Origin of the sequence: Pseudomonas sp. NBRC 111133, from assembly GCF_001320605.1 — a bacterium.
GTDB classification, from domain to species: domain Bacteria; phylum Pseudomonadota; class Gammaproteobacteria; order Pseudomonadales; family Pseudomonadaceae; genus Aquipseudomonas; species Aquipseudomonas monteilii.
On sequence record NZ_BCBJ01000023.1, the window covers coordinates 13,824 to 39,295 of the forward strand.

A 25,472-nucleotide genomic window follows, 5' to 3' on the forward strand; every position below is an offset into this window, starting at 1 on the left:
GAAGAGGCCGGTACGGGCTTACGCCGGCGCCGAAGTCCGGATCAGGTGGTCGAAGGCTGCCAGCGAGGCCTTGGCCCCCTCGCCCACCGCAATCACGATCTGCTTGTACGGCACGGTGGTCACGTCACCCGCCGCAAACACACCCGGGATGCTGGTCTGGCCCTTGGCATCGACGATGATCTCACCACGCGGCGACAGCTCGACGGTGCCTTTCAGCCAGTCGGTGTTCGGCAGCAGGCCGATCTGCACGAAGATACCTTCCAGCGCCACTTCATGCTGTTCATCGGTGGTACGGTCCTTGTAGCGCAGGCCGGTCACTTTCTCACCATTGCCCAGCACTTCGGTGGTCAGTGCGCTGGTGATCACTTTCACGTTCGGCAAGCTGTGCAGTTTGCGCTGTAACACCGCATCGGCCCGCAGCTGGCTGTCGAACTCGATCAGCGTCACCTGGGCGACGATACCGGCCAGGTCGATGGCCGCTTCCACGCCCGAGTTGCCACCACCGATCACCGCTACACGCTTGCCCTTGAACAGCGGGCCGTCACAATGCGGGCAGTAGGCGACACCACGGGCGCGGTATTCCTGCTCGCCCGGCACATTCATTTCGCGCCAGCGGGCGCCGGTGGCCAGGATCACGGTCTTGGCCTTGAGCGATGCGCCGCCGGCCAGGCGTACTTCATGCAGGCCGCCATCGGTGGCCGGGATCAGTGCTTCGCCGCGCTGCAGGTTCATGATGTCCACGTCGTACTGCTTGACGTGCTCTTCCAGCGCCGTGGCCAACTTCGGCCCTTCGGTTTCCTGCACCGAGATGAAGTTCTCGATGGCCAGGGTATCGAGCACCTGGCCGCCGAAACGCTCGGCGGCGACGCCGGTGCGGATGCCTTTACGTGCCGCGTAGATGGCTGCTGCCGCGCCGGCTGGGCCACCGCCGACCACCAGCACATCAAAGGCGTCCTTGGCGTTGATCTTCTCGGCCTGGCGAGCACCGGCGTTGGTGTCGATCTTGCCTAGGATTTCTTCCAGGCCCATACGGCCCTGGCCAAACACTTCACCGTTCAGGTAGATGCTCGGCACCGCCATGATCTTGCGCGCTTCCACTTCTGCCTGGAACAACGCACCGTCGATGGCCACATGGCGCACATTAGGGTTCAACACCGCCATCAGGTTAAGCGCCTGAACCACATCCGGGCAGTTCTGGCACGACAGCGAGAAGTAGGTTTCGAAGGTGAACTCGCCTTCCAGCGCCTGGATCTGCTCGATCACTTCGGCACTGGCCTTGGACGGGTGGCCGCCGACTTGCAGCAGCGCCAGCACCAGCGAGGTGAATTCGTGACCCATGGGGATACCTGCAAAGCGCAGGCTGATCTCGCCATTGGGGCGATTGAGCGAGAACGATGGACGACGGGCGTCATCACCATCCGCGCGCAGGGTAATCAAGGTTGACAGGCTGGCAATTTCCACCAGCAGGTCATGCAATTCGCGGGACTTCGCGCCGTCGTCGAGGGAGGCAACGATCTCGATCGGCTGGGTGACCCGCTCCAGGTAGGTTTTCAGTTGCGATTTAAGCGTGGCGTCCAACATACGGGCGATTCCTTTTTTCAAAACTCGGATACAAAAACGCCCAGGCGAGGTCGCCCGGGCGCTTTTACGGGGCGGTGACTACTTCAGCTTTGGCGGCTGGCTACCGCCCACGACATGCACATAGCCTTAGATCTTGCCGACCAGGTCCAGCGATGGCGCCAGGGTGGCTTCGCCTTCTTTCCACTTGGCCGGGCACACTTCGCCTGGGTGAGCGGCAACGTACTGGGCAGCCTTCACTTTACGCAGCAGTTCGGCAGCATCGCGGCCTACACCACCGTCGTTCAGTTCGACGATCTTGATCTGGCCTTCCGGGTTGATCACGAAGGTACCGCGATCGGCCAGGCCGGCTTCTTCGATCAGCACGTCGAAGTTGCGCGAGATGACGTGGGTCGGGTCACCGATCAGCGGGTATTCGATCTTGCCGATGGTGTCCGAGGTGTCGTGCCAGGCTTTGTGGGTGAAGTGGGTGTCGGTGGACACACCGTAGATTTCCACGCCCAGCTTCTGGAACTCGGCATAGTTGTCAGCAAGGTCACCCAGCTCGGTCGGGCATACGAAGGTGAAGTCGGCCGGGTAGAAGAACACGACAGACCACTTGCCTTTCAGGTCGGCTTCGCTGACCTGAACGAACTCGCCTTTGTGGTAGGCAGTGGCGTTGAACGGTTTGACCTGGCTGTTGATGATTGGCATGAGAGACGCTCCTTCATGGGGTTGGAATCAGTTGATGGATAGAATCCTAACTAATCATCCCGCAGATGGCTCATTGGCAAAGCTCATGCTTGCGATTGGTTTTGGCTATAACCGGGGTTTATTAATAGAAGGGAATCGGCTGAGCAAAGGATTGCGGGGTGCGTTTGGGCCTCATTGCCGGCAAGCCAGCAACGAGGCCGTTAGCATCAGCGGGTCACGGTGCGCATGGTCACGAACTCTTCAGCCGCCGTCGGGTGGACGCCGATGGTCTCGTCGAACTGTTGCTTGGTCGCACCGGCCTTCAGGGCAATGCCCAGGCCCTGGATGATCTCGCCAGCGTCAGGGCCCACCATGTGGCAACCCAGCACCTTGTCGGTGTCGGCATCGACCACCAGCTTCATCAGGGTCTTTTCCTGGATGTCGGTGAGTGTCAGCTTCATGGCGCGGAAGCGGCTTTCGAACACCTGCACCTTATGCCCGGCCTCCAGCGCCTGCTCCTCGGTCAGGCCGACAGTACCAATAGGCGGCTGGCTGAACACCGCAGTCGGAATGTTCTGGTAATCCACCGGGCGGTATTGCTCTGGCTTGAACAAGCGACGTGCCACCGCCATGCCCTCGGCCAAGGCCACGGGGGTCAGCTGAACACGGCCGATGACATCGCCAATGGCCAGAATCGACGGGGCGGTAGTCTGGTACTGGTCATCGACGCGAATGTAACCGCGTGGATCCAGCTCTACGCCCGTGTTCTCCAGGCCCAGGTTGTCCAGCATCGGGCGCCGGCCTGTGGCGTAGAACACACAATCTGCCACCAATTCGCGGCCGTCTTTCAACGTGGCCTTGAGGCTGCCATCTTCCAGCTTGTCGATGCGTTGGATGTCGGCGTTGAACTGCAGGTTCAGGCCGCGCTTTTCCAGCTCTTCCTTCAAGTGCGTGCGCACCGAGCCATCGAAGCCGCGCAGGAACAGGTCGCCTCGATAGAGCAGCGTGGTATCGGCCCCCAGGCCCTGGAAGATACCGGCGAACTCGACGGCGATGTAACCGCCCCCCACAACCAACACCCGTCGTGGCAGGTCCTTGAGGTAGAAGGCTTCGTTGGAGGTGATGGCCAGCTCCTTGCCCGGGATCTCCGGCACCTGTGGCCAGCCACCGGTGGCGATCAGGATATGCTCGGCCGTATAGCGCTGGCCTTCGACCTCCACTTCATTGGCGCCGGTCAGCCGCGCATGGCCCTGCAGCAGGGTCACACCGCTATTGACCAACAGGTTGCGGTAGATGCCGTTGAGGCGCTCGATCTCGCGATTCTTGTTGGCAATCAGGGTACCCCAGTCGAAATGCCCCTCTTCCAAGGTCCAGCCAAACCCTGCGGCCTGCTCGAGCTCGTCAGCGACATGCGCGCCGTACACCAGCAACTTTTTCGGTACACAGCCAACGTTGACGCAGGTACCGCCCAGGTAGCGGCTTTCGGCCACAGCCACCTTTGCGCCAAAGCCGGCGGCAAAGCGCGCCGCGCGCACACCGCCAGAACCGGCGCCAATCACAAACAGATCAAAATCGTAGGCCATGTATTCAGTCTCCTAGGCAGGCGCCCAGCATAACGCCGTTGGCCGCCGCAAACAAAAAAGCCACCCCGAAGGGTGGCTCTTGTACCAGCAGGGCTTATCAGTAAGCCTTGCCAGCCTTGTAGAAGTTCTCGAAGCAGAAGTTGGTCGCCTCGATGTAGCCCTCGGCACCACCGCAGTCGAAACGCTTGCCCTTGAACTTGTAGGCGATCACGTTGCCTTCGGCCGCTTGCTTCATCAGGGCATCGGTGATCTGGATCTCGCCGCCTTTGCCAGGTTCGGTCTGTTCGATCTTCTCGAAGATGTCCGGGGTCAGGATGTAACGGCCGATGATTGCCAGGTTCGATGGGGCATCTTCAGGCTTCGGCTTCTCGACCATGGCGTCGACACGGAAGATGCCGTCCTTGATCTCTTCACCGGCGATGACGCCGTACTTGTTGGTTTCCTGCGGATCGACTTCCTGGATGGCGACGATCGAGCAGCGATACTTCTTGTACAGCGCAACCATTTGCGCCAACACGCCTTCACCTTCGAGGTTGACGCACAGGTCATCCGCCAGCACCACGGCGAACGGCTCGTCGCCGATCAGCGGGCGACCGGTCAGGATGGCGTGGCCCAGGCCCTTCATTTCGGTCTGGCGGGTGTAGGAGAACGAGCACTCGTCGAGCAGGCGACGGATGCCGACCAGGTATTTTTCCTTGTCGGTGCCCTTGATCTGGTTTTCCAGCTCGTAGCTGATGTCGAAGTGATCTTCCAGCGCGCGCTTGCCGCGACCGGTCACGATGGAGATCTCGTTCAGACCAGCATCCAATGCTTCTTCAACGCCATACTGGATCAGTGGCTTGTTGACCACCGGCAGCATTTCCTTGGGCATGGCTTTGGTAGCGGGCAGGAAGCGAGTACCGTAGCCGGCTGCCGGGAACAAGCATTTCTTGATCATAAACGTCCTTACAAAAGGCTAGGCCTGTGGAATTCGGCGCAGTCTAATCAGGCGGCAGTCACCTTACAATGCCCCCTGGTATCGACCGATGCCATCATAGAGATATCCCAGTGTAGATAGTTCCGGGGCATCGTAAATATTACGGTCATACATGACGGATGGATGACAGCAAAATGATGTTGCCCGTACCGGCCTTTTCGCGGGTTTAGCGAGGCATCGAACCGCCGCGAAGAGGCCGGCACAGGCCCCCATCAACTGCCCGTGCCCTGGCCGACCAGCACCCCGTCAACCTTCTGCCCGTATAGGTTCACGCCATCATTGGCATGAAACTTCACCCGCGTCTTCTCGATGGAGCCTTCCACCAGACGTGGGTCCTGAGGCCGCTCATGGCGGTTGATCCACGCCGCCACGTCCCAAGCCTGCTGGTCACTGAGGCTGCCCGGTTTGCCCAGCGGCATGTTGTACTTGATGAACGACGCCGCCGTGTTGATACGGTGCATGCCGGCGCCCCAGTTGTAGGAATCCTTGCCCCACAGCGGTGGCATCACGTATTCGCCCGCCACCTTCTGCCCTTCGCCGCTGTCACCGTGGCAAATCGCGCATTGCTCGCGGTACACCTGCTGGCCACGCTTGAAGTCGTAGCCGCCCTTGGGTGGCGGCACCTCAGGGTAGCCACGCCCGGCAATCTCCACGCCGGTAGGTGCCTTGGTCGAAAGCCAGTACGAGTACACGGCCAGCGCCGTCATCTGCGGGCTGTCGGCAGCAGGCGGCTTGCCGTTCATGCTGAACTGGAAACACCCTTGGATGCGCTCGGCGTAGGTGTTCACCTTGTCATTCTTCTTGCGGTACGCGGGGTACATCGGGTAAGCGCCCCACAACGGTGCCGAATGGGCTAGCCGCCCCTGATCAAGGTGGCAGTTGCTGCAGTTCATGCCGTTGCCCACGGCCTCTGGCATCAGGCGACGGGTGTCGACGAACAAGGCATGGCCTTCACGCACTGTCTTGCCAAAGGCATTGTCAGGCAACTCGCTTTCGGCGGGCGGCATGAACTGCGGCGCCACCTGCACATCGGGCACCTTCAGCTGCGACTGGTCTTCCATGGCGATCGGCGCGGCTTGGGCGCTGCCCATGGCCAGCAGCAACAAGGCTGGAATCATCGGTTTCATGGCTTGACCTCCTGGCTGACGGGGTGGGCGAAGAACTCGGCAACGGCCTTGATCTCGTCATCGGTCATGGCCTTGGCCACGCCCACCATCAGCTGGTTGGGGTCATTGCTGCGGCTACCGTCGCGCCAGGCATTGAGCTGCGCCACCAGGTAGCTGGCGGGCTGGCCGGCCAAGGGCGGGAAGTGTTCGCCGACCCCGCCGCCACCGGGGCCATGGCATTGCACGCAGCCGGGAATCTGCCGACTCCAGTCGCCGTACAGGGCCATGCGAGTGGTAGGGTCATCGGCCATCTGCTGGCGGCGCAGGTCGCCAACGGGGTCTGCCGGCAGGCTGGCCAGGTACAGGCTGACCGCCTTGATTTCATCTTCGCTCAGGGCCTTGGCCAACGGCTCCATCACCGGCTGCTTGCGGCTGCCGTTGCGCCAGTCATGCAGTTGCTTGCTGAGGTAACCGGCCGGTAGCCCGGCCAAACGAGGAAAGCCGGCAGCAGCAATACCCTTGCCGTCCGGGCCATGGCAGCCGAGGCAGGCCATGGCGGCGGGGTTGGCCCCACCCTGGGTGAAGATTTTCTGGCCATCGGCGGCATGCGCCGTCGGCCAGGCCAGGATCAGCAGGCTGCCGATCACGACGCGTCTCAACGGTGTCATCACGAAACTCCTTCTCTTTTGTTATATGTTTAGGCTTAAAACATATAAGCAAAGAGCGGAAGGTCCGTTGCCTCAGATCAATTTCCGGAGATGCACTGGGTGGCTGCGGTACGCACATCGCCCAGGCGCAGGGGGAAGTTGTTCAGCCGCTCGTGCAGCTTGATGCTGCTACCGCTGCCACGCTTGTCGATATCCACAAGCGCCGCCGGCCCGGCACCCGACGTGAGTTTTTGCGGCACGATCAGCCGCAGGCCGTCACCGCGCTGCTCTTCAGTCAGCGGGTCGCGGGTATCGGCCAGCTTCTGCTTGACGCAGTCGGCATATTCACGCGGGCTCTTGCCAGAAATCACATCCAGCGTTTCGCGTGATTGCTCCAGCTCCGTAACGCTCACGCAGCCACCGAGCGTCACCGCTAACGCGGCCACCATCCACTTCATTTGCAACACCTCTGCCTTCAAGAGTTCGGTTTGACCACAGCCGGGCGGTTTTGCTCCCTGCTTTGGCAGAATTATCTGCGCCGGGTGAACAGCGCGGCAGTGTAACGGCACATCGTGGTATCGTTTGCGTTTGCAGATCCAAACCTTGCGGAGCATCACATGAAATTCGTACACCAGCGCGAGCACCTGAACGAGGACGACATCGTCGTCATCGAGTGCTCCCAGCGCTGCAATATCCGCCTGATGAACGACGCCAACTTCCGCAGCTTCAAGAATGGCGGCCGTCACACTTACCACGGCGGCCATTTCGAGAAGTTCCCGGCGAAAATCACCGTACCCAGCACGGGCTTCTGGAACATCACCATCGATACCGTCACCACCCGCCCGATCTCGGTCACCCGCAAGCCGACCCTGACCCACAAGATCAAGATCATCCGCCGTTCGTCGTCGAAACTCAGATAAGGCCCCCATGACCCAGACCATCAAGTACGTCATCAAATACAAGCTCGACGGCCAGCGCCGCTGGGACTTCGCACTCATGCAGGATGCCTCTCGGGAGCAAGCCCTGGAAGCCCTGCGCAAGATCCACGGCGAAGACGCCGAGAAGATCAGCGACATCCAGGTCAGCAAGGCCTTGTAAAACCCGCTTCAAGCCCCTGTAGCGCCGCCCGCCCCGCACATGGAGAACCGCATGAGCCATTGGCCCGACCGCCGAATCCTCGATCTGCTGGGCATCGAGCTGCCCATTCTCCAGGCCCCCATGGCCGGTGCGACAGGCTCGCCCATGGCCATCGCCGTGGGCCTGGCAGGCGGGCTGGGCGCCCTGCCCTGCGCCATGCTTACCGGCGAACAGATACGTGCGGAAATCGCCGCATTGCGCGCCGGTTGCCCGGGCCGCCCGCTGAACCTGAACTTCTTCTGCCACCAGCCACCCGCGCCCGACAGCGCGCGCGATGTACGCTGGAAGCAGGCCCTGGCCCGTTATTACAGTGAAACGGGGGCCGACTTTTCGGCGCCCACGCCGGTGTCCAACCGTGCGCCGTTCGATGAGCAAAGCTGCCAACTGGTCGAGCAACTGCGCCCGGAAGTGGTCAGCTTTCACTTTGGCCTGCCGCAGGCTGAACTGCTGCAACGGGTGAAGGCCAGCGGTGCCAAGGTACTGTCCAGCGCCACCACGGTGGAAGAAGCGGTTTGGCTGGAGCGCCACGGCTGTGACGCGATCATCGCCATGGGGTATGAAGCCGGCGGCCACCGCGGCATGTTCCTTAGCGATGACATCACCCGCCAGATCGGCACCTTCGCCCTGGTGCCGCAGGTAGTGGATGCGGTCAGTGTGCCGGTCATCGCCGCTGGCGGTATCGGTGACCACCGCGGCCTGGTGGCTGCACTGGCGTTGGGCGCGTCGGCTGTTCAGATCGGAACCGCTTATCTGTTCTGCCCCGAGGCCAAGGTTTCGCCGGCTCATCGCAAAGCCCTGGACAGTGCCTCTGCCAGCGACACCGCGTTGACCAACCTGTTTACCGGGCGCCCGGCGCGTGGCATCAACAACCGCATCATGCGTGAGCTGGGGCCGATGAGCGCGCTTGCACCGCGCTTCCCGCTGGCGGGTGGAGCATTGATGCCACTGCGGGCGATTGCCGAGCCGCAGGGCAACAGTGATTTCAGCAACTTGTGGTCGGGGCAGGCGCTGCGGCTGGGCCGGCACATGCCGGCCGGGGATTTGACCCGGGCGATTGCCGAACAGGCACTGGCCGTGGTTTATCGTTAGGCTTCTTCAGCAGGCTGGCCCTCTTCCCGGCAAATGGCCTATCGCTATATAGTTCAGGACATAACGATAACCCCAAGGAGCTGTTTTCATGCGTATCCGCCCGTCCCACCTGGCCTTCACCGCCCTGGCCAGCCTGTTCGCCTTCAACACGGCCTGGGCCGATGAGGTTCAGGTCGCGGTCGCAGCCAACTTCACAGCCCCTATCCAGGCCATTGCCAAAGCCTTCGAGAAAGACACCGGCCACAAGCTGGTCGCGGCCTACGGCGCCACCGGGCAGTTCTATGCCCAGATCAAGAACGGCGCACCGTTCGAAGTGTTCCTTGCCGCTGACGACACCACCCCGAAAAAGCTTGAAGACGAAAAAGAAATCGTCCCCGGTTCGCGCTTTACCTACGCCATCGGCACCCTCGCCCTGTGGTCGGCCAAAGAAGGCTACGTAGATGCCAAGGGTGAAGTACTGAAGAAAAACACCTACCAGCACTTGTCGATCGCCAACCCGAAAGCGGCACCCTACGGCCTGGCCGCCACCCAGGTGCTGGACAAGCTGAAGCTCACCGAAGCCACCAAAGGCAAGATCGTCGAAGGCCAGAACATCACCCAGGCCTTCCAGTTCGTCTCCACCGGCAATGCCGAGCTGGGCTTCGTCGCCCTGTCGCAGATCTACAAGGACGGCAAGGTGACCAGTGGCTCGGCCTGGATCGTGCCAGCCAACCTGCACGACCCGATCCGCCAGGACGCCGTAATCCTCAACAAAGGCAAGGACAACGCCGCCGCCAAGGCGCTGGTGGAATACCTTAAAGGCCCAAAAGCCGCAGCGGTAATCAAGTCCTACGGCTATGAAATCTGATGCCACTGGATGCCAGTGACCTGGGGGCAATCTGGCTGACCGTTAAACTGGCCAGCCTGACCACCCTGATCCTGCTGATTATCGGCACACCCATCGCCTGGTGGCTGGCGCGCACGCGCTCATGGCTGCGCGGGCCGGTGGGTGCGGTGGTGGCACTGCCGCTGGTGCTGCCACCGACGGTGATCGGCTTTTACCTGCTGATCGCCCTCGGCCCGCACGGCTGGCTCGGTCAGGCCACCCAGGCGCTTGGCCTGGGCAGCGTGGTGTTCAGCTTCACGGGCCTGGTGATCGGTTCGACGGTGTATTCCATGCCGTTCGTGGTGCAGCCGTTGCAAAATGCCTTTGGTGCGATCGGCCAGCGTCCACTGGAAGTCGCTGCCACCCTGCGCGCCAGCCCGTGGGACACCTTCGTGCATGTGGTGCTGCCACTGGCCCGGCCTGGCTTCGTCACCGCCAGCATTCTTGGCTTTGCCCACACCGTGGGCGAGTTTGGCGTGGTGCTGATGATTGGCGGCAACATCCCCGACAAGACCCGCGTGGTTTCGGTGCAGATCTTCGATCACGTCGAGGCCATGGAGTATTCACAAGCCCACTGGCTGGCCGGTGCCATGCTGGTGTTCTCTTTCCTGGTGCTGCTCCTGTTGTACGCCGGGCGCCGTGGCAAAGCTGGCTGGAGCTGATATGACCGCATCGATTGTGGCGCGCCTGAACCTGGCGCGCGACGACTTTACCCTGGACGTCGACCTGCACCTTCCGGGGCGCGGCATCAGCGCGCTGTTCGGCCACTCGGGCTCTGGCAAGACCAGCTGCCTGCGCTGCCTGGCCGGGCTGGAACGGGCCGCCAGCGCCTACATCGAGGTTAACGGCGAAGTCTGGGAAGACAGTACCCGCCGCTACTTCCAGGCACCGCACCTGCGCCCGGTTGGCTATGTGTTCCAGGAGGCCAGCCTGTTCCCGCACCTGTCAGTGCGCGGCAACCTTGAGTTCGGCTGGCGCCGGGTGGCCGCTGCCGAACGCAAGGTCAGCCTCGACCAGGCCTGCCAGCTACTGGGTATCGGCCACCTGCTGGAACGCCGTCCCGCTACCTTGTCGGGTGGCGAAGCGCAGCGGGTGGGCATTGCCCGCGCCCTGCTCAGCAGCCCGCGCCTGCTGTTGATGGACGAGCCCCTGGCGGCCCTGGACGGGCCGCGCAAGCGCGAGATCCTGCCTTACCTTGAGCGCCTGCACGACGAACTGGACATTCCATTGGTGTATGTCAGCCACGCCCAGGATGAAGTGGCACGCTTGGCCGACCACCTGGTACTGCTGGAGCAAGGCAAGGCGGTGGCCAGCGGCCCGATCGGCGAAACCCTGGCACGCCTGGACCTGTCATTGGCCCAGGGCGAGGATGCCGGCGTCGTCTTCGACGGCATGGTGGTGGGGCATGACCCGCACTACGACCTGCTCGACCTGCGTCTGCCCGGCAGCGGCGCGCCACTGTTGCGCATCGCCCATCCGGCACATGTGATGGGCAGTACCTTGCGAGTAAAGGTGCAAGCCCGGGACGTCAGCCTGGCGCTGACGGCTGACAGCACATCGAGCATTCTCAACCGCCTGCCGGTGCGTGTGCGCGAAAGCCGCCCGGCCGATAACCCGGCCCATGTGCTGGTGAGCCTGGATGCCGGCGGCAATGCCTTGCTCGCCCGCATCACCCGCTTCTCGGCAGACCAGCTCGGCCTGCACACGGGTCAGGCGCTGTTTGCCCAGATCAAGTCGGTGGCCCTATTGCGCTGAGCATCCTTTACACGGGCGTTGTCCATTGATCAGTGACTTGATTGAGGCCTGCCGCCCATGCTCGACTGCCCCCTGCCACGCACCCTGCACTACGTTGACGACAGCCAGCCGGGCCTGACCCGGCGTCGCTGGCGCGACCGTTTCATCTACCTGGATACCGATGGCCAACGGGTGCGCGACAGCGAAACCCTCGCCCGCATCGCGTCACTGGTGATTCCGCCGGCCTACACGGATGTGTGGATATGCACCGACCCACAGGGCCACCTGCAAGCAACCGGCCGCGACGCGCGTGGCCGCAAGCAGTACCGCTACCACACGCAGTGGCGCGAGCTGCGCGACCAGCACAAGTATGGGCGTATGCTGGCCTTTGCCCAGGCCCTGCCTGCACTGCGCGCACAACTGGAGAGCCACCTGGCACGGCCAGGCCTGGACCGGGAAAAAGTGATGGCGCTGGTAGTGAGCTTGCTCGACCACACCCTGATCCGCATTGGTAATCAACGCTACCTGCGCGACAACCAGTCGTATGGTCTGACCACCCTGCGCAACCGTCATGTGCAGATCAAAGGCAGCACCATCCGCTTCCAGTTCCGCGGCAAGCGCGGCGTGGAGCACAACGTCACCCTCAACGATCGGCGGCTTGCCAGCCTGCTCAAACGCTGCATGGAGCTGCCCGGACAGGCACTGTTTCAATACCTGGATGAGGACGGCCAGCGCCACAGCGTCGGCTCCAGCGAGGTCAACCAGTTTCTGCAGCAGCTGACCGGCGCGGACTTCACCGCCAAGGACTACCGCACCTGGGCCGGCAGCAGCCTGGCCCTGGACCTGCTGAAGCCCTTGGCCTGGGAGCCGGACGCCGAGGCCAAACGCCAAGTCGCCGCAGTAGTCCGCCAGGTCGCCAAACGCCTTGGCAATACGCCCGCAGTGTGCAGGCGTTGTTATATACACCCTGCGGTACTTGAGCACTATGCCTTGGGGCGCCTGGCCAACTTGCCGAAAAGCCGAGTGCGCAAAGGGCTGGACCCCGAAGAAGTGGCATTGCTGATATTTCTGCAGGCACTTGAGGAACAGGATGACCATTAAGCCTGTCTATTCACCCCATGATGCGAAGAAATTTCCCATTGGCCGCCAAGCGCCCTATTCTTGCCATCGAGCACCTTGACCGGCAAAACGCTGACGGTTTGCTTCGGCACCTGCAACTGAAGACTCGCAACAGAATTTGTCTGTCGGGGAATTACTATCCGCCGAAAGCGTCTTTAATGAGAAGGAAGAGGGACCCGCTCCCGCCGCCAAGGCAATTAGCCTGGCGGTCTTTTACATCACCAAGGAGATCTACATGCTGATACTCACCCGCAAGGTTGGCGAAAGCATCGTCATCAACGATGACATCAAAGTCACCATTCTGGGCGTCAAAGGGATGCAGGTGAGGATCGGGATCGATGCACCGAAAGATGTTCAGGTTCATCGCGAAGAAATCTTCAAGCGCATCCAGGCCGGCAGCCCGGCCCCGGAAAAGCACGACGACTCGCACTGAGCGACCTGCCTCAAGCCGCACGGACGCGCTTGATCGCCCCACGCCTCAGGTGCCGAGCAGTTCGTGCACCTTGGCGACCATACAGTCCATGTCGAACGGTTTGTCGAACACGGCGGCGAACAGTTCCGGGCATCCCTGGTTGGCCTTTGCGCCGCTCATGAGGATGACCGGTAACTCGCTCAAGGCCGGGTCTTCACGCATCGAGCGCACCAGCTCTTCACCGTTTAGCAGCGGCATCATGTAATCGGTGATGACCAGCTGAACACGCTTCTCCTTCAGCGCTTCCAGCGCCTTGCAGCCATTGCTCGCCTTTTCCACCAGGTAGCCTTCGTCCTCCAGGGCAAAACCGAGGATATCGGCAATCAGGTACTCGTCATCGACGATCAGGATGGTGTTCATGGGCCTGCTCCGTCACCCGCCCCCTTGCGGCACCGGCGTTCCCGAGAGCACGCCACAGGCGCCTTCGAACGCCTTGCGCAGGCTAATGCCTTGCGGCCCCATCAGCAGTTCGTGCAAAGCAGGGTCATGGTGACTGTCACGCACCTTGAGGATCGACAGCATGCGCCGCAGCTGCGAATCTAGCTCGACGAAGCGCATCAGCATCAGGTTGTCGACGATGCTCGACAGGTCCGGGGCCGGGGCGCTGATTTCCGAGCCGAAGATATCGCGCATTTCCCAGGTCAGCATCACGCTCACATCACGCGCGCGCAGTTCACCGGTCAAGGCGCGGAAAAATGCATTGAGACGCGCCGGGTCAACAGCCAGTCGGCTGAACGCCCCGAGGCTATCAATCAGCACGCGCTTGCAGCCCTGCGCCTCGACACGTTCGAGCAGGCGCGCCCCTACCTGGTCCAACAAACCTTCGGTGGTCGGTTGCCAGCACAGCTGCAGGCTGCCGGCGCGTTCCATCGCTGCAAAGTCGTAACCCAGCGATGCAGCCTTGCTACGCAGGCGTTCGGGGGTTTCGTAGAAGCCGAAATGCAGCCCCGGCGCTTGCGCAGTGCTGGCCCCCAGAAAGGCCAGCCCCAAGGATGTCTTGCCAATACCCGAAGGCCCGATCAGCAAGCTGACCGACCCCGTGGACAGGCCCCCGTCGAGCATTTCATCCAGGCTTGGCACACCGCTGCTGATGCGTGCAGGGATGGCGCTGCCCAGCTGGCTGGGGTGGCTGAACAACGCCTCAAGGCGCGGGTAGACGTGCATGCCGCTTTCATCGATAAGGCACTCATGGCGCCCCGACAACGCCCCACTGCCGCGCGTCTTGCGCAGCTGGATATGGCGCACGGCGCGGCTGCCCACCAGTTGCTCACCCAACTCGATCACGCCATCGACCATGGTGTGTTCCGGGCTGCCCTCGTCCAGCCGTGCGCTGGTGAGCAGCAGCACCGTGCAGCCGGCGAAGGCCGCATGACCCTGTAGCTCGGAGACGAACTTCTTGGTGTCCAGCGCAGTTTCCGCGCGCACCCGGGCATTGAGTACACCGTCGACGATCAGCAAGCTGGCCTGCTGCCGGGCGATTTCCTGGCGCAACAGCCGCACAACGGCATCCAGCCCTTCCTGCTCAAGGGTGTCGAAGGCACTGACAAACTGGATCTGGTCGCCGACCAGCGAAGGGTCGAAGAAGTCCAGCGTGCCCAGGTACTGGAACAGCCGCTCATGCGACTCGCTCAGCAAGGTGGCCACCAGCACCCGGCCACCGCCGCGTACATGGCCGCAGGCCAGCTGGTTGGCGAGAATGGTCTTGCCCGCACCCGGTGGGCCCTGAATGATGTAGGAGGCACCGGCTACCAAGCCACCCTTGAGCAAGGCATCGAGCCCTTCGATACCCGTCACCAGCCGCCTGAGTGCCTGTGCCATGATGCTCACCTGTCGAGATTGCTGTGGGTCTTGTCCTGATACGTTGGCAAGTAAAGTTGCATGGAAGTTCCGTGGCCGGGCTCACTGTCGACAAAAATGGCGCCGCCGCTCTGCCTGGCAAAGCCATATACCTGGCTAAGGCCCAAGCCAGTGCCCTTGCCGAAAGGTTTGGTCGTGAAGAACGGCTCGAAGATGCGTGGCAATACCTCAGGCGCAATGCCTTCGCCGCTGTCTGCCACCACAAAACGCACGAAACGGCCTTGCAACCCTTCCACGTCGCCCGCCAGTTCGACTACTTCGGCCGACAAGCCTATCCGGCCCTCCCCTGCGATGGCATCGCGGGCGTTGAACAACAGGTTCAGCAGCACCATCTGCAATTGCCCGGCATCCACTTCGATCAGCGGCAAGTCCGCCTGCAACTGCACCTGCAGGTCAATCGAACTGGGCAGGGCATGTTCCAGGAGCCCACGCGTGGCAGCTACAAGGTCTGCCGGCGCTACACACGCCACATCGAGTTTGCGGTGGCGGGCAAAGCTGAGCAGTTGCTGGGTCAGTTCAGTGCCTCGCTGCCCGGCATCCAGAATATGCTGCAGCATGCGCTGGGCACGCGCCGGGTCCTGGGTGGCTATCGCCAGGCGCGCCGAACTGATGATGATGGTCAGCATGTTGTTGAAGTCATGCGCCAGCCCGCCAGTCAGTTGGCCGAGGGCCTCCAGTTTCTGTGCCTGGAACAGCTGGGCGCGCACCGCGTCCAGTTGCATCGCCGACTCGCGGCGGTCCGTGATGTCCCGGGTAACTTTGGCCAGGCCGATGATCTGGCCCTGGTCGTCGCGGATCACGTCCAGCGCCGCCAAGGCCCAGAACTGTGTACCATCCTTGCGCACGCGCCACCCTTCATCCTGCGCTACACCCTGCTCCAGCGCCTGGCGCAACAAGCGCTCCGGGCGGCCGTCGGCACAGTCCTGCGGCGTGAAGAACAGCGAGAAATGCTTGCCGATCACTTCATCGGCGCGGTAACCCTTGATCCGTTGCGCACCGGCATTCCACGACACCACATGGCCGGCTGGGTCAAGCATGTAGATGGCGTAGTCCACCACCGACTGAACCAGCTGCTCGTAGCGGTGGGCAGGCATGACGGGGTGGTCGGGGCAGTCAGCTGAAACCATGCAAGCTCCACTGGCACAGCGGGAGGAACAAAATGAGCTTAGCCGAAGACGCCCGGTGACAAACAGCCGTGCAGCTACCGTGGGTCACCGTTCAGGCTCGACCAGTATCGGGCTGATGCGTCGCGGCATGGCGACTTTCAGCAGCCACAGGCCAACCAGCATGATAACACCGCCACCTGCCAGGGCCATCAGCCGCTGCGGTTGAGGATGATCGGCATCGAACCCCAACATCAGCAGGTAAACACCCAGGCTGACCAGGCTGAGGTAGAGAAAAGCCCCCAACACGATCACCTGCGCAAACAGCAGCCGCCAGAACAGCCGCGGGCGCACGACACGCTCGCAAGCGTCGGACTGAGTCATCGCCGCATACTCTTGGATCCAATAAAAGGGCCACAGTGGCGCAATGACAGCAAAGTGTCAATTATCCGTTCGCTCGCCCCTTCATTCTGTTGATCATAGGTGCTGCAGTTGACTCAACTATAACAATGGGTTATAAAGCGCGCTTGATTGCGAAGCCCTTCTGCTTAGAAGCGAGCCGGTCGTTACGACCCCGTCAAGCATGCGAGTGTGGTGGAATTGGTATACACAGCAGACTTAAAATCTGTCGGCGTGAGCCTTGCGGGTTCGAGTCCCGCCACTCGCACCAAACTTCGTTGAAAAGGCGCCCTTGCGGCGCCTTTTTGCTGCCTGCCGGCAATGTCTCGCGCAGCTGCTAGAGTGGAGCTTGTACTCGTCCACTGGAACGCCGCCATGCGCTACTCACTGTTTGATGGCCAACGCGACATCATTATCCTGATAGCCCGCGTGCTGCTGATGATCCTGTTCGTCTTGTCGGGCTGGGCCAAGCTGACCGGTTTTGACGGCACGGTCGGCTACATGACCTCGCTGGGTGCCCCTGCCCCCATGCTGGCGGCTGCGATTGCCGTGCTCATGGAGTTCGTGGTCGGTATCCTGCTGATCCTGGGCTTCTATACCCGGCCGCTGGCGTTCCTGTTCGCACTGTTCGTGCTGGGCACGGCGCTGCTGGGCCACCCGTTCTGGAACATGGTCGACCCCGAGCGCAGCGCCAACATGACCCAGTTCCTGAAAAACCTCGCCATCATGGGCGGCCTGCTATTGCTGGCCGTAAGCGGCCCAGGGCGTTTCTCGGTGGACGGCCGCTAGGTCAGTCGTCTTCGCAATCGTCGAACCAGGCTGGGTGATCCCGCTCCTCGTCATCGAGGTCATCCAGCGTTTCCTCGTCTTCTTCCACTTCATCCTCGGCGCCCTGGGCATCTGCCTCGTGCTCCACGTCGTCGTAGAGAAACTCATGGTCGAGCAGGTGATCGTGTTCGGGTTCGTGCAGGTCGTCTTCGTCGTGCATGCTGGCTCCTGGCGTGATGGCAGGCCTGTATAGGCTGATCAGGTTCCGAGGTCAATGCGTTGCCACTTAATCCTGGGTTAACCAACCGGGCGCAACCTGCAGGCTCTCCCTTCAAACGTCTTTTGCCCGCCGCTCATGGCGGGCTTTTTTATGGTGTTGCGCAGATGACAGCCTCATGACCTGCGCTTCACGAAATACTGACAAACGGATGGGCACACTGACACTGCTCCGTACGTTCTTGCAGCCCGCCGCATCATTGCCGCGGGCTTTTCTTTTGTGGCGCTCACCCACTCCATGACCTGAAGCAGTTTTGCACGGCCACGCAAGGGCTATGCTAACCCGGCGATAACCCAAGCTCACTCGGATAGACACGGAGGCTCTTATGAAAGCTGCTGTTGTTGCGCCAGGCCGTCGCGTGGATGTGGTTGAGAAAACCCTGCGCCCCCTCGAACACGGTGAAGCGCTGCTGAAGATGCAATGCTGCGGTGTGTGCCACACCGACCTGCATGTAAAAAACGGCGACTTCGGCGACAAGACCGGCGTCGTGTTGGGCCACGAAGGCATCGGCGTGGTCCAGGAAGTCGGGCCGGGCGTTACCTCGCTCAAGCCAGGCGACCGTGCCAGCGTGGCATGGTTTTATCAGGGGTGCGGGCATTGCGACTATTGCACCAGCGGCAACGAAACCCTGTGCCGCGAAGTGAAGAACTCCGGGTACACCGTGGACGGCGGCATGGCAGAAGCCTGCATCGTCAAAGCCGATTATTCGGTCAAGGTACCTGACGGCCTCGACTCCGCCGCCGCCAGCAGCGTTACCTGCGCCGGCGTGACCACCTACAAGGCGGTAAAAATCTCCAACATCCGCCCCGGCCAATGGATCGCCATCTACGGCCTCGGCGGCCTGGGCAACCTGGCGCTGCAATACGCCAAGAACGTGTTCAACGCCAAAGTGATCGCCATTGACGTAAACGAAGAGCAACTGCGCTTCGCCAGCGAAATGGGCGCCGACCTGGTGATCAACTCGCGCACCGAAGACGCCGCGAAGGTCATCCAGGCCAAGACCGGGAGTGCCCATGCAGCTGTGGTTACCGCCGTTGCCAAAGGTGCATTCAATTCGGCTGTAGATGCGCTGCGCGCAGGCGGCCGCCTGGTTGCCGTCGGGCTTCCGTCAGAGTCCATGGACCTGAATATCCCCCGCCTGGTGCTGGACGGAATCGAAGTGGTTGGCTCGCTCGTCGGCACACGGCAAGACCTGCAAGAGGCCTTCCAGTTTGCCGCTGAAGGCAAAGTAGTGCCCAAGGTAACCCTGCGGCCAATCGAGGACATTAACCAGATCTTCGACGAGATGCTGGAAGGCAAGATCAAAGGCCGCATGGTGATCCAGTTCGAAGGTTGATAGCCTGAAGGCCGATCATTTCGAACGACCAAAAGCCCGGGGATGATCATTCACGGGCTTTTGCCCCTTTCATAGTCAAGGAACAGACCATGAGCTTCGACTGGCACGCCGGGCCGATTACCCGCACCACGCCCCTGGACAAGCACTACCGCAACACGCAGAAGGTGCGTCAGTTTCTGCTCGGCGAGTGTGGCCAGGCATTCACGTTCGACCGAGCCTTCATGGCGTGGATCAAGAGCGGGACGCCGTCCACCATGGGCGACGTCGCGGATGAATGGTTACGGATGCATCGCTGACTTTCGTTGGCGGGCACCTGTGTTGCAGCCGCTTTCTCCAACATCTTGTCCAACGCTTCAACCATGCTGGAATAATCCATTTCCTGACGACCTCGCTGGTGGAATGGGCTTGAGCTCAACGTTAGCTTGCGAACATTTCAATTCGTGGTGAGGGAACCGGGGCGTGATTACCGCCCTCCCTTCTGATGACCACGTATGGGTGGTGCGGTTCAAGCTAAGTGCTCAAGATGCAGCATCGAGCCTGTACACACGAGGAGATGGGCATGTCGATTCGAAGCTTGGCCAAGCATCTACCGCCAGATCCTTCCAGAGCGGGCTGGGTTCTGGGATGGGGCGTTCTGAGAGACAGGCATCCCTGGCATTTCGTCGACGTCTATGCCGACCAGAAGACCGCCGAAGCGGAAGCACAGCGCCGAGGGAAAGGTTACGTCGTGGAGTTCGGCTCGCATCGCCTGGGGTCGCGTGATTTTGTCTGTGGCGTAACCTTGCCTGAAGGCTAGCGCCCAAGCGGAAATGATCAGACTTTCCAGCGCGCAAATAAAAACCCCGCAGACGTTAGTCTGCGGGGCTTTCGAATGGTGGAGGCCGAGGTCGGAATCGAACCGGCGTAGACGGATTTGCAATCCGGAGCATAACCACTTTGCTACTCGGCCTCAAAGGTCGGATCTAGCTGCTTGCGCTTTGCTATCTCCTTGAAACGCTGAACCTTTTTCAAAGTTTGCTGCGTTTCGATGGGCGCCATTATGTCTTCATTCCTTTAACCTTGCAACCCCCTGAACGAAAAAAAATTTCAACGGGTTCAAGGTGTTAGCGAAGACGCCCGAGTTTACTCCACAAACCTACCACCGTGTTCTCCACCGTGCCGCTGGCCGCCATGCCGATGCGTTCCTGCAGGCTCTTGCGTTCGGCATAGTGCAGGTGGAACAGGTTGGCAGTGCGCGCACGCTCGCTGAGGTATTCGTCGCTGGTCTGCAGTTCGTCCACCAGCTTTCGGTTGAGGGCCGCAACCCCGAGCCAGACTTCGCCGGTGGCCACTTCATCAATGTGCAACTGTGGGCGGTAGCGTGCAACGAAGTCCTTGAACAGCTGGTGGGTGATGTCCAGGTCTTCCTGGAACTTTTCCCGGCCCTTCTCGGTGTTTTCGCCAAACACGGTGAGGGTACGTTTGTACTCGCCAGCCGTCAGCACTTCGAAGTCGATGTCATGCTTCTTCAACAGGCGGTTGACGTTGGGCAGCTGCGCCACCACGCCGATCGAACCCAGCACGGCAAACGGCGCACTGACAATCTTCTCGCCGATGCAGGCCATCATGTAACCACCGCTGGCGGCCACCTTGTCGATGCACACGGTCAGCGGGATGCCAGCCTGACGAATGCGCGCCAGCTGCGACGCTGCCAGGCCGTAGCTGTGCACCAGGCCACCGCCACTCTCCAGGCGCAGCACCACTTCGTCACGCGGGGTGGCGAGGGTCAGTAGCGCGGTGATTTCGTTACGCAGGCTTTCAGTGGCCGAGGCCTTGATGTCGCCATCGAAATCCAGCACGAAGACCCGGCCCTTTTCCTCGGCCTTGCCCTTCTTCTGCTGTTTTTCCGCCTTGGCCTGCTGCTTGCGCAAGGCCTTGAGCTGGGCCTTGTCCAGCAGGCCAGACTCCAGGCGCTCGCGCAGGTCCTTGTAGAACTCGTTCAGGCGGGTGACCTGCAATTGCCCACCCGTTTTGCGCCGCCCCTTGCCGCGCAGCCCGGCGATGGCTGACAGCACCACCAGGATGGCGATGACCAGGGTGGCGGTTTTGGCGAGAAAGCTTGCGTATTCGGCAAGAAACTCCACGTTGACTCCTTAAATACCTGCGCCACGGCGGCGCGTAACTGTTGCAAGCATACCGTTGAGCCTGAGGTGCTGCCAGCCGGCGCAAACGCTGGCAACATCTTTCAAACAACCTTTTCAAACGCTTGTATGTTTTTTCGTTGACAGCCCGTGTGCCGCATCCTAACCTCGCAGCAACCTCCAACAGGCCGGAACCTTTCGTGGGCAACCTCTACCTGATCCGACATGGCCAAGCCTCCTTCGGTGCCGATGACTATGACGTCCTCTCCCCCGTGGGCGTGCGCCAGAGCCAGGCCCTGGGTGAGCACCTTGCCCAGCTGGGTGTGCGGCTGGACCGTTGCGTGGCAGGCGACCTGCGCCGCCAGCAGGATACCGCGCACCTTGCCCTGGAGGCCTTGCAGGCCAGCGGCTGCGCGGTGCCAGCGGTTGAGACCGACGCGGCGTTCAATGAGTTCGATGCTGACGGCGTCATCCGTGCCCTGTTGCCCGGGCTGCTGCCGCAAGAGCCAAACGCCCTGCACATCCTGCGTAATGCTGCGCAGCACCGCAGCGAGTTCCAGCGCCTGTTCGCCTTGATGGTGCAGCGCTGGCACGACGGGGAGCATACCGATGACGGCCTGGAAACCTGGCAAGCGTTTACTGCCCGCGTACAGGGTGGGCTGCAACGCGTACTGGATACCGCCGGCAGCGGCGACAATATCGCCATTTTCACCTCGGGCGGTACCATTGCCGCCCTGCTCCACTTGGTTACCCGTATCACCCCCAGCCAGGCGTTCGCGCTGAACTGGCAGATCATCAACACGTCGCTCAGCCAGCTGAAATTCCGCGGCCGCGACGTGGCACTGGCTTCCTTCAACAGCCAAGCCCATGTGCAGCTGTTGAGGGCGCCGGAGTTTGTCACCTACCGATAAGCCCGGCTTTGTTGTGTCCCTGCGGGGACGTGTAAATCACTCTATAAGGAATGCGCCATGACCTCCGTAGCTGATGCCGTCAAAAAGATGCAAGAGAAGTTCAACCCATCCGCTGCCGCCGGCCTGGACCTGGTGTTCGGCTTCAACATCACCGACGAAGGCAAGCACTACGCGCTGATCGTCAAAGACGGCACCTGCGACCTGCAGGAAGGCGAAAACCCGGATGCCAACTGCACCCTGATAATGGACAGCGAAACCCTGAAGGGTATCGTCAGTGGCGAAACCGACGGCATGCAGGCCTTCATGGGCGGCAAGCTGCGCGTTGAAGGCGACATGATGCTGTCGATGAAACTCAGCGAGCTGTTCCCGTCCTGAGGGCTGGGGATACCGGATGATCGAAAACCGAAGCCCTCGCGGCTTCGGTTTTTTTTTGCCTGGCATTCGGTGCAGTGATCCACCGGCAACACCCGCACCTATATGGCACCTGGCACGCTTGTTCCAGCCCGGGCAGGCCATTAGATTAGCCAATAGTCCTTGCGATCGAGAATAAGGAAAACGCATGACGCTCACCGACCAGTCCACCCAGGTACGCCCCGGCGAAGAACTCGACGCGGCCGTCATCGACCCTTACCTCAAGGCCAATATCCGCGGCCTGGATGGGCTGCCCAGCATCAGCCAGTTTCCGGGTGGCGCCTCCAACCTCACCTACCTGGTCAGCTATCCGGACAGTGACTTCGTACTGCGCCGCCCACCGTTCGGGCATAAAGCCAAGTCGGCCCACGACATGGGCCGCGAGTTCCGCATCCTCAACCAGCTGAACAGCGGCTTCCCCTACTGCCCCAAGGCCTATGTGCACTGCACCGACAGCAGCCTGATCGGCGGCGAGTTCTACGTGATGGAGCGGGTCAAGGGCATCATCCTGCGCTCGGATATCCCTGCCGAACTGAACCTAGACGCCAGCCGCACCGAGGCCCTGTGCAAAAGCTTCATCGACCGCCTGGTCGAGCTGCATCAGGTGGACTACAACGCCTGCGGCCTGGCCGACCTGGGCAAGCCGGAAGGCTATGTGCAACGCCAGATCGAGGGTTGGACCAGCCGCTACGAAAAAGCCCTGACCCCGGATGCCCCGCGCTGGGAGCAGGTGATTGCCTGGTTGCACGACAAGATGCCCGCCGACCACCCAAAGCCCGGCATCGTGCACAACGATTACCGCTTCGACAACGTGATCCTCGACGCCGACAACCCCATGCGCATCATCGGGGTACTGGACTGGGAAATGGCCACCCTGGGTGACCCGCTGATGGACCTGGGCAACAGCCTGGCCTACTGGATCGAGGCCGAAGACCCGGCACCCGTGCAACTGATGCGCCGCCAGCCGAGCAATGCACCAGGCATGCTTACCCGTCGCCAGTTCGTCGATTACTACGCCGAGCGTGCGGGCATCCCGCTCGACAACTTCGATTACTACTATTGCTATGGCCTGTTCCGCCTGGCCGGCATCGTCCAGCAAATCTATTACCGCTATTTCCACGGCCAGACCCAGGACAAGCGCTTCGCCCAGTTCATCCACATGAACCGCTTGCTGGAGCAGATGACCCTGCAGGTCATTGCCAAGTCCAGCCTGTAAGCCATGACCACGACGACGGATAACAAGGAAAACAGCATGTCCAAGACCCACCTGTTCGACCTCGACGGCAAGATTGCCTTCGTTTCCGGCGCCAGCCGTGGCATTGGCGAGGCGATCGCCCACTTGCTGGCGCAGCAAGGGGCTCATGTGATCGTTTCCAGCCGCAAGCTTGACGGTTGCCAGCAGGTGGCCGATGCCATCATCGCCGCCGGCGGCAAGGCCACGGCGGTAGCCTGCCACATCGGTGAGCTGGAGCAGATCCAGCAGGTGTTTGCCGGCATTCGCGAACAGTTCGGGCGCCTGGACGTGCTGGTCAACAACGCCGCCACCAACCCGCAGTTCTGCAACGTGCTGGATACCGACCCGAACGCCTTCCAGAAGACCGTGGACGTGAACATCCGCGGCTACTTCTTCATGTCGGTGGAAGCCGGCAAGCTGATGCGTGAGCACGGCGGCGGCAGCATCATCAACGTCGCCTCCATCAACGGTGTATCGCCCGGCCACTTCCAGGGGATCTATTCGGTAACCAAGGCAGCGGTCATCAACATGACCAAGGTCTTTGCCAAGGAGTGCGCCCAGTTTGGCATTCGCTGCAACGCCCTGTTGCCGGGCCTGACCGACACCAAGTTCGCCTCGGCTCTGGTGAAGAACGACGCCATTCTGAACGCCGCACTGCAGCAGATCCCGCTCAAGCGCGTGGCCGACCCCAAAGAAATGGCCGGCGCAGTGTTGTACCTGGCCAGCGATGCGTCCAGCTACACCACCGGCACGGCACTCAATGTAGACGGCGGCTACCTGTCCTGATCAAGCCTTGATTGCCACCAAGGTGTAGCTCAAGGGCAGACGTGCGGGCTGCTCGCGCAAGCGATACTCACCGTCGCTGCCCTTGACCATCTGCCCCGGCAGCGCCTCCCAGGGAATGCTCTGGTGCTCGACCAGTGCCGTCAGTTGCAGCCCATGCGCCAGCAAGGCAGTCACCACCTCGCCCAGGCCGTGGTTCCATTCGTGGGTTTCGGTGTGGGCAAGGCGCTGGTCGGTTTCGACGTAGGTCTGGTCGTTGTGCCACACCGTCGGCGCTTCGTGCTCGAAATACGGGTATTCGAGCTGCAGGCGGTCCTGATGGTCTTCGTTGACCGCCATCAGCATCGGGTGCCCATCACGCAGGAATAGCCGCCCGCCTGGCTTCAACAGTGCTGCCACCGTACGCGCCCACGGCTTGATGCGGGGCAACCAGCACAGTGCGCCGATACCGGTATAAACGAGGTCGAAAGTGCCTGCCGGCAGCACGCTGTCGGCGGCATAGACGTCAGACTCGACATACTCGATGGGCACCGCGCACCGCTTGGCCAGAGCACGCGCTTCGGCCAGTGAAGCTGCGGAATAGTCCAAGCCACAGACCTTGGCGCCAAGGCGCGCCAGCGAGAGCGTATCGGTACCGATGTGGCACTGCAGGTGCACAGCGTTCAGCCCTTTGATATCACCAAGCAGTGGCAGGTCGAAGCGGACGGTTTCGGAAAGGTGCCCGGGGCGCTGGACCAGAAGCTCGACTTCGTAGTCCTTGGAGGCAGCGTGTAGCGGAGCGCGTTCGTCCCAGCTGGCACGGTTGAGTTGCAGTGAGCGATCCATGGTGTCGTCCTTGAGTGGTAACGGCTGATGCTAGCCGTTACCACGCGTCTTGCGACACAACTGCCTTGCTAAAAAGTGTAAAGCCCGCCCCTATAGGATGAGCGCCTGCGTTACAGGCACGTAGCCGCAGCCGCCCGGCGCTGCAGCGCCACGCCGTCATTCTTCTGCGCGTAATAGTCAACCCGCGCCCCACCCGCCTGTGGGTAAACATCCACGAACGCTTCGGCTTCGCGGGTATACACGGTAAACCCGCCCTGCTTGCTCGGCTCCAGGTAGCCACTGGCATCGTCGCCGAACACCTTCTCTTCCTGCCAGCTGAACTGGATGCACTGGGCCACCAGCTCTGGCGCCTTATGCGAATCGAGCTGCGCCGTCGGCTTGCCGCCGCGGGCTGTCTCCATGGTCGCAGAAGCACAACCGACCAGCATCAGTGCTGCGGCCATCGGCAGAATCGCACGCATGTTCCATCC

General features: G+C 61.5%; 31 protein-coding genes and 2 tRNA genes. 17 read left to right on the forward strand and 16 right to left on the reverse strand.

Annotation, left to right across the window (positions count from 1 at the left end):
• Positions 1-18: 18 nt before the first annotated feature.
• From ahpF to APH36_RS04300, 7 genes are all read right to left on the reverse strand, one after another.
• Complete coding sequence (ahpF, locus tag APH36_RS04270) at positions 19-1,581, reverse strand: alkyl hydroperoxide reductase subunit F (RefSeq protein ID WP_025753711.1); 1,563 nt, start codon at positions 1,579-1,581, stop codon at positions 19-21.
• A gap of 126 nt (positions 1,582-1,707) precedes the next feature.
• Positions 1,708-2,271, reverse strand: coding sequence for an alkyl hydroperoxide reductase subunit C (ahpC, locus tag APH36_RS04275; protein ID WP_003250537.1), 564 nt, complete (start codon positions 2,269-2,271; stop codon positions 1,708-1,710).
• Positions 2,272-2,477: 206 nt separating this feature from the next.
• The gene (gorA, locus tag APH36_RS04280; RefSeq protein WP_060497615.1) at positions 2,478-3,833 is read right to left on the reverse strand and encodes a glutathione-disulfide reductase; all 1,356 of its coding nucleotides are present in this window, start codon (positions 3,831-3,833) and stop codon (positions 2,478-2,480) included.
• Between the two features lie 97 nt (positions 3,834-3,930).
• The gene (gene galU, locus APH36_RS04285) at positions 3,931-4,770 is read right to left on the reverse strand and encodes a UTP--glucose-1-phosphate uridylyltransferase GalU (protein WP_016711416.1); all 840 of its coding nucleotides are present in this window, start codon (positions 4,768-4,770) and stop codon (positions 3,931-3,933) included.
• Between the two features lie 251 nt (positions 4,771-5,021).
• A complete protein-coding gene (locus APH36_RS04290; protein WP_060497616.1) occupies positions 5,022-5,936 on the reverse strand; it encodes a c-type cytochrome in 915 nt (304 codons plus the stop codon).
• Entirely contained in the window at positions 5,933-6,583 is a 651-nt protein-coding gene (locus APH36_RS04295; RefSeq protein ID WP_060497617.1) for a cytochrome c, read from the reverse strand. The genes APH36_RS04290 and APH36_RS04295 overlap by 4 nt, the downstream gene beginning before the upstream one ends.
• 77 nt (positions 6,584-6,660) lie before the next feature.
• Positions 6,661-7,020: a hypothetical protein gene (locus APH36_RS04300; RefSeq protein WP_060497618.1), complete on the reverse strand. Its 360-nt coding sequence runs from the start codon at positions 7,018-7,020 to the stop codon at positions 6,661-6,663.
• Between the two features lie 159 nt (positions 7,021-7,179).
• On the opposite strand from APH36_RS04300, the gene APH36_RS04305 reads away from it, so the two are divergent.
• The 8 genes from APH36_RS04305 to csrA all read left to right on the forward strand — a co-directional run bounded on the left by APH36_RS04305 (position 7,180) and on the right by csrA (position 12,939).
• A complete protein-coding gene (locus APH36_RS04305) occupies positions 7,180-7,482 on the forward strand; it encodes a DUF1883 domain-containing protein (RefSeq protein WP_003250918.1) in 303 nt (100 codons plus the stop codon).
• A gap of 7 nt (positions 7,483-7,489) precedes the next feature.
• Positions 7,490-7,660, forward strand: coding sequence for a hypothetical protein (locus tag APH36_RS32015; protein WP_177337078.1), 171 nt, complete (start codon positions 7,490-7,492; stop codon positions 7,658-7,660).
• A gap of 51 nt (positions 7,661-7,711) precedes the next feature.
• Entirely contained in the window at positions 7,712-8,788 is a 1,077-nt protein-coding gene (locus APH36_RS04310) for a nitronate monooxygenase family protein (protein WP_060497619.1), read from the forward strand.
• An 88-nt stretch (positions 8,789-8,876) separates the two neighbouring features.
• On the forward strand, positions 8,877-9,635 hold the full coding sequence (gene modA, locus APH36_RS04315; protein ID WP_060497620.1) for a molybdate ABC transporter substrate-binding protein: 759 nt from the start codon (positions 8,877-8,879) through the stop codon (positions 9,633-9,635).
• Complete coding sequence (gene modB, locus APH36_RS04320; protein WP_060497621.1) at positions 9,635-10,315, forward strand: molybdate ABC transporter permease subunit; 681 nt, start codon at positions 9,635-9,637, stop codon at positions 10,313-10,315. The genes modA and modB overlap by 1 nt, the downstream gene beginning before the upstream one ends.
• 1 nt (position 10,316) lies before the next feature.
• Entirely contained in the window at positions 10,317-11,408 is a 1,092-nt protein-coding gene (gene modC, locus APH36_RS04325; protein ID WP_060497622.1) for a molybdenum ABC transporter ATP-binding protein, read from the forward strand.
• 57 nt (positions 11,409-11,465) lie between these two features.
• The gene (locus APH36_RS04330; protein ID WP_060497623.1) at positions 11,466-12,488 is read left to right on the forward strand and encodes a DNA topoisomerase IB; all 1,023 of its coding nucleotides are present in this window, start codon (positions 11,466-11,468) and stop codon (positions 12,486-12,488) included.
• A 253-nt stretch (positions 12,489-12,741) separates the two neighbouring features.
• Positions 12,742-12,939 (forward strand): carbon storage regulator CsrA, encoded by a 198-nt coding sequence (csrA, locus tag APH36_RS04335; RefSeq protein WP_004375914.1) that lies wholly within the window; start codon positions 12,742-12,744, stop codon positions 12,937-12,939.
• Positions 12,940-12,984: 45 nt separating this feature from the next.
• Here csrA and APH36_RS04340 read toward each other — a convergent pair whose 3' ends face one another.
• The 4 genes from APH36_RS04340 to APH36_RS04355 all read right to left on the reverse strand — a co-directional run bounded on the left by APH36_RS04340 (position 12,985) and on the right by APH36_RS04355 (position 16,322).
• Positions 12,985-13,338, reverse strand: a complete 354-nt coding sequence (locus APH36_RS04340; RefSeq protein WP_060497624.1) for a response regulator — start codon at positions 13,336-13,338, stop codon at positions 12,985-12,987.
• A gap of 12 nt (positions 13,339-13,350) precedes the next feature.
• Positions 13,351-14,796, reverse strand: a complete 1,446-nt coding sequence (locus APH36_RS04345) for an ATPase domain-containing protein (protein WP_060497625.1) — start codon at positions 14,794-14,796, stop codon at positions 13,351-13,353.
• Positions 14,797-14,801: 5 nt separating this feature from the next.
• Entirely contained in the window at positions 14,802-15,962 is a 1,161-nt protein-coding gene (locus tag APH36_RS04350; protein WP_019096530.1) for a nitrogen regulation protein NR(II), read from the reverse strand.
• Between the two features lie 84 nt (positions 15,963-16,046).
• On the reverse strand, positions 16,047-16,322 hold the full coding sequence (locus APH36_RS04355) for a hypothetical protein (RefSeq protein ID WP_060497626.1): 276 nt from the start codon (positions 16,320-16,322) through the stop codon (positions 16,047-16,049).
• A gap of 201 nt (positions 16,323-16,523) precedes the next feature.
• On the opposite strand from APH36_RS04355, the gene APH36_RS04360 reads away from it, so the two are divergent.
• Together APH36_RS04360 and APH36_RS04365 are read left to right on the forward strand one after the other, a co-directional pair.
• Positions 16,524-16,608, forward strand: a tRNA-Leu gene (locus tag APH36_RS04360).
• Between the two features lie 104 nt (positions 16,609-16,712).
• Positions 16,713-17,126 (forward strand): DoxX family protein, encoded by a 414-nt coding sequence (locus APH36_RS04365; protein WP_016711429.1) that lies wholly within the window; start codon positions 16,713-16,715, stop codon positions 17,124-17,126.
• Between the two features lies 1 nt (position 17,127).
• On the opposite strand, the gene APH36_RS04370 is transcribed toward APH36_RS04365, so the two are convergent.
• Entirely contained in the window at positions 17,128-17,325 is a 198-nt protein-coding gene (locus tag APH36_RS04370) for a hypothetical protein (protein WP_016711430.1), read from the reverse strand.
• Positions 17,326-17,707: 382 nt separating this feature from the next.
• Between APH36_RS04370 and adhP the strand changes: the two genes are divergently transcribed.
• The 3 genes from adhP to APH36_RS30545 all read left to right on the forward strand — a co-directional run bounded on the left by adhP (position 17,708) and on the right by APH36_RS30545 (position 19,514).
• Positions 17,708-18,718, forward strand: coding sequence for an alcohol dehydrogenase AdhP (gene adhP / locus APH36_RS04375; protein ID WP_060497627.1), 1,011 nt, complete (start codon positions 17,708-17,710; stop codon positions 18,716-18,718).
• An 89-nt stretch (positions 18,719-18,807) separates the two neighbouring features.
• A complete protein-coding gene (locus APH36_RS04380; RefSeq protein WP_060497628.1) occupies positions 18,808-19,014 on the forward strand; it encodes a DUF6434 domain-containing protein in 207 nt (68 codons plus the stop codon).
• Positions 19,015-19,277: 263 nt separating this feature from the next.
• Positions 19,278-19,514, forward strand: a complete 237-nt coding sequence (locus APH36_RS30545) for a hypothetical protein (RefSeq protein WP_082426335.1) — start codon at positions 19,278-19,280, stop codon at positions 19,512-19,514.
• 79 nt (positions 19,515-19,593) lie between these two features.
• Here the strand turns inward: APH36_RS30545 and APH36_RS04385 are convergent.
• Positions 19,594-19,667, reverse strand: a tRNA-Cys gene (locus tag APH36_RS04385).
• A 154-nt stretch (positions 19,668-19,821) separates the two neighbouring features.
• Positions 19,822-20,841 carry a protease SohB gene (gene sohB / locus APH36_RS04390; RefSeq protein WP_060497629.1) on the reverse strand — a complete coding sequence of 340 codons (1,020 nt, stop codon included), beginning with the start codon at positions 20,839-20,841 and terminating at the stop codon, positions 19,822-19,824.
• Positions 20,842-21,038: 197 nt separating this feature from the next.
• Between sohB and APH36_RS04395 the strand changes: the two genes are divergently transcribed.
• The 4 genes from APH36_RS04395 to APH36_RS04410 all read left to right on the forward strand — a co-directional run bounded on the left by APH36_RS04395 (position 21,039) and on the right by APH36_RS04410 (position 24,180).
• Positions 21,039-21,749 (forward strand): histidine phosphatase family protein, encoded by a 711-nt coding sequence (locus APH36_RS04395; protein WP_060497630.1) that lies wholly within the window; start codon positions 21,039-21,041, stop codon positions 21,747-21,749.
• 57 nt (positions 21,750-21,806) lie between these two features.
• Positions 21,807-22,124 (forward strand): SCP2 sterol-binding domain-containing protein, encoded by a 318-nt coding sequence (locus APH36_RS04400; protein WP_060497631.1) that lies wholly within the window; start codon positions 21,807-21,809, stop codon positions 22,122-22,124.
• Positions 22,125-22,308: 184 nt separating this feature from the next.
• Positions 22,309-23,376: a phosphotransferase family protein gene (locus tag APH36_RS04405; RefSeq protein WP_060497632.1), complete on the forward strand. Its 1,068-nt coding sequence runs from the start codon at positions 22,309-22,311 to the stop codon at positions 23,374-23,376.
• 36 nt (positions 23,377-23,412) lie between these two features.
• Entirely contained in the window at positions 23,413-24,180 is a 768-nt protein-coding gene (locus APH36_RS04410; RefSeq protein ID WP_016711440.1) for an SDR family oxidoreductase, read from the forward strand.
• On the opposite strand, the gene APH36_RS04415 is transcribed toward APH36_RS04410, so the two are convergent.
• Both APH36_RS04415 and APH36_RS04420 read right to left on the reverse strand, forming a co-directional pair.
• A complete protein-coding gene (locus APH36_RS04415; RefSeq protein ID WP_060497633.1) occupies positions 24,181-25,002 on the reverse strand; it encodes a bifunctional 2-polyprenyl-6-hydroxyphenol methylase/3-demethylubiquinol 3-O-methyltransferase UbiG in 822 nt (273 codons plus the stop codon).
• 110 nt (positions 25,003-25,112) lie between these two features.
• Positions 25,113-25,463: a hypothetical protein gene (locus APH36_RS04420; protein WP_060497634.1), complete on the reverse strand. Its 351-nt coding sequence runs from the start codon at positions 25,461-25,463 to the stop codon at positions 25,113-25,115.
• Positions 25,464-25,472: the final 9 nt, after the last annotated feature.

What these genes read in the sequence shown, in the direction of transcription:
- APH36_RS04295 (WP_060497617.1), bottom strand. Translation starts at nt 6,583, where the DNA reads ATGACACCGTTGAGACGCGTCGTGATCGGCAGCCTGCTGATCCTGGCC.
- APH36_RS32015 (WP_177337078.1), top strand. Translation starts at nt 7,490, where the DNA reads ATGACCCAGACCATCAAGTACGTCATCAAATACAAGCTCGACGGCCAG.
- ahpF (WP_025753711.1), bottom strand. Translation starts at nt 1,581, where the DNA reads ATGTTGGACGCCACGCTTAAATCGCAACTGAAAACCTACCTGGAGCGG.
- APH36_RS04310 (WP_060497619.1), top strand. Translation starts at nt 7,712, where the DNA reads ATGAGCCATTGGCCCGACCGCCGAATCCTCGATCTGCTGGGCATCGAG.
- APH36_RS04410 (WP_016711440.1), top strand. Translation starts at nt 23,413, where the DNA reads ATGTCCAAGACCCACCTGTTCGACCTCGACGGCAAGATTGCCTTCGTT.
- APH36_RS04380 (WP_060497628.1), top strand. Translation starts at nt 18,808, where the DNA reads ATGAGCTTCGACTGGCACGCCGGGCCGATTACCCGCACCACGCCCCTG.
- gorA (WP_060497615.1), bottom strand. Translation starts at nt 3,833, where the DNA reads ATGGCCTACGATTTTGATCTGTTTGTGATTGGCGCCGGTTCTGGCGGT.
- APH36_RS04405 (WP_060497632.1), top strand. Translation starts at nt 22,309, where the DNA reads ATGACGCTCACCGACCAGTCCACCCAGGTACGCCCCGGCGAAGAACTC.
- APH36_RS04340 (WP_060497624.1), bottom strand. Translation starts at nt 13,338, where the DNA reads ATGAACACCATCCTGATCGTCGATGACGAGTACCTGATTGCCGATATC.
- APH36_RS04290 (WP_060497616.1), bottom strand. Translation starts at nt 5,936, where the DNA reads ATGAAACCGATGATTCCAGCCTTGTTGCTGCTGGCCATGGGCAGCGCC.
- ahpC (WP_003250537.1), bottom strand. Translation starts at nt 2,271, where the DNA reads ATGCCAATCATCAACAGCCAGGTCAAACCGTTCAACGCCACTGCCTAC.
- APH36_RS04345 (WP_060497625.1), bottom strand. Translation starts at nt 14,796, where the DNA reads ATGGCACAGGCACTCAGGCGGCTGGTGACGGGTATCGAAGGGCTCGAT.
- adhP (WP_060497627.1), top strand. Translation starts at nt 17,708, where the DNA reads ATGAAAGCTGCTGTTGTTGCGCCAGGCCGTCGCGTGGATGTGGTTGAG.
- APH36_RS04415 (WP_060497633.1), bottom strand. Translation starts at nt 25,002, where the DNA reads ATGGATCGCTCACTGCAACTCAACCGTGCCAGCTGGGACGAACGCGCT.
- modA (WP_060497620.1), top strand. Translation starts at nt 8,877, where the DNA reads ATGCGTATCCGCCCGTCCCACCTGGCCTTCACCGCCCTGGCCAGCCTG.
- APH36_RS04365 (WP_016711429.1), top strand. Translation starts at nt 16,713, where the DNA reads ATGCGCTACTCACTGTTTGATGGCCAACGCGACATCATTATCCTGATA.
- galU (WP_016711416.1), bottom strand. Translation starts at nt 4,770, where the DNA reads ATGATCAAGAAATGCTTGTTCCCGGCAGCCGGCTACGGTACTCGCTTC.
- APH36_RS04420 (WP_060497634.1), bottom strand. Translation starts at nt 25,463, where the DNA reads ATGCGTGCGATTCTGCCGATGGCCGCAGCACTGATGCTGGTCGGTTGT.
- APH36_RS04350 (WP_019096530.1), bottom strand. Translation starts at nt 15,962, where the DNA reads ATGGTTTCAGCTGACTGCCCCGACCACCCCGTCATGCCTGCCCACCGC.
- APH36_RS04400 (WP_060497631.1), top strand. Translation starts at nt 21,807, where the DNA reads ATGACCTCCGTAGCTGATGCCGTCAAAAAGATGCAAGAGAAGTTCAAC.
- modB (WP_060497621.1), top strand. Translation starts at nt 9,635, where the DNA reads ATGCCACTGGATGCCAGTGACCTGGGGGCAATCTGGCTGACCGTTAAA.
- APH36_RS30545 (WP_082426335.1), top strand. Translation starts at nt 19,278, where the DNA reads ATGTCGATTCGAAGCTTGGCCAAGCATCTACCGCCAGATCCTTCCAGA.
- csrA (WP_004375914.1), top strand. Translation starts at nt 12,742, where the DNA reads ATGCTGATACTCACCCGCAAGGTTGGCGAAAGCATCGTCATCAACGAT.
- APH36_RS04305 (WP_003250918.1), top strand. Translation starts at nt 7,180, where the DNA reads ATGAAATTCGTACACCAGCGCGAGCACCTGAACGAGGACGACATCGTC.
- APH36_RS04330 (WP_060497623.1), top strand. Translation starts at nt 11,466, where the DNA reads ATGCTCGACTGCCCCCTGCCACGCACCCTGCACTACGTTGACGACAGC.
- modC (WP_060497622.1), top strand. Translation starts at nt 10,317, where the DNA reads ATGACCGCATCGATTGTGGCGCGCCTGAACCTGGCGCGCGACGACTTT.
- APH36_RS04370 (WP_016711430.1), bottom strand. Translation starts at nt 17,325, where the DNA reads ATGCACGACGAAGACGACCTGCACGAACCCGAACACGATCACCTGCTC.
- APH36_RS04300 (WP_060497618.1), bottom strand. Translation starts at nt 7,020, where the DNA reads ATGAAGTGGATGGTGGCCGCGTTAGCGGTGACGCTCGGTGGCTGCGTG.
- APH36_RS04355 (WP_060497626.1), bottom strand. Translation starts at nt 16,322, where the DNA reads ATGACTCAGTCCGACGCTTGCGAGCGTGTCGTGCGCCCGCGGCTGTTC.